This is a genomic window from Oleiphilus sp. HI0080, from assembly GCF_001635135.1.
In genome coordinates this window covers 1-1,318 of record NZ_LWFU01000935.1, presented here as the reverse complement: position 1 = coordinate 1,318, position 1,318 = coordinate 1, and the positions used below count along the sequence as shown (strand labels likewise).

Genomic DNA, 1,318 nt, shown 5'->3' with positions numbered 1-1,318 from the left:
CACAATCTAGTGGCAATCACAAACCCAGATCAGACGCGCCCTATTATCGACATCGCGCTCACCAAGTTCAGTTTCGACCACTTAATCAAGCACAATCACTTTGTAGAGTACTCGGGTAAAACCTATCTTTTGCGTAGTTTTGCGTTAGAGAGCGATCACGTGCTGACTGTTCGTGATGTGAGTGAGGGAAAGGCTATATCCGAGCGCGCAGTATCCGACATGCGCCTTTTGCTGCTTGTTTGTCTGGTTATTACCGAGCTTCTCTTGTTACTTGTGCTTTGGCGACCAATGACCCGCTTACGTCAAACCACTAACATACTGCCTTCATTGGCGAGTAAAAACTACGCACAAGCAAAAGCAGACTTCGCCAAACTCAGCGCGAGCCGCTTTATAAATGACGAGGCCGAGTTACTGCGCATGACAGCCTCCTCGCTATGCAGCGAACTTGAAAGCATGCATGAGCAGCTCGAATCACGCGCAAATGAACTAGAAACTCGAAGTCGAGAACTCATGCTAGAGCGGGACTTTGTTAATCAACTTTTCGATACCATGCATGCGGTAATTATCATTCAGGATCGCGAAGGCTATATTCGACAAACCAATCACTACACGGAGTCTCTCACGGGTTATGACCAAAACGAGCTTCAAGGTTTGCACTTCGCCAAGCTCCTAGATTCATCAATTTGTCTGGATTCGGTAATCCGCGAAGTGAAGAACATTGCGCTTAGAGATGATGGCGAATATCAGCATGAAGCCGCCGTCATCACAGAAGAAGGAAGACTGCGCTTTTTAGCATGGCGCCATGTACCACTAATTAACCAAAAGACCGGCTCACGGCAAATTCTGTCTATCGCGCTCGATATTTCCGGGCGGGTCGAAGCAGAAAGCGAGCTCGCTTGGCTCGCAAGGCACGACTCGCTAAGTGGCTTACATAATCGCCACGCCTTTGAAGAGCGTCTTGCAGAGTGTTTTGCCGAAAGCACTTCAAACACGCTGCGAGCAAATAGCACCGAGCTGACACATTTTGGCGTGATGTTTATTGATCTAGATGAATTCAAAACCATTAACGACACCCATGGGCACAACAAGGGTGACGAAATGATTAAAGCGGTCGCCAAAGTGCTTAAAGAGCAGAGTAGAGATAGCGATTTTGTCGCCCGCATGGGTGGAGATGAGTTCGCGATTATTGTGCGCAACTTCCATCGCTATGATCTTGACCGAATTACCAAGCGCATAGTCTCCAAACTGACAAGTATTGTTCTTGAACCGGATATCCATTGCACAGCCAGTATTGGCATCGCAGTGCATACACCATTTA

Annotated in this window: 1 protein-coding gene; it reads left to right on the top strand. The window is 47.7% G+C overall.

Annotated features, from left to right (window positions below):
• Nucleotides 1-1,318, top strand: a 1,318-nt coding sequence (locus A3751_RS18300; RefSeq protein ID WP_156492610.1) for a diguanylate cyclase domain-containing protein, incomplete at both ends; no start/stop codon positions are given.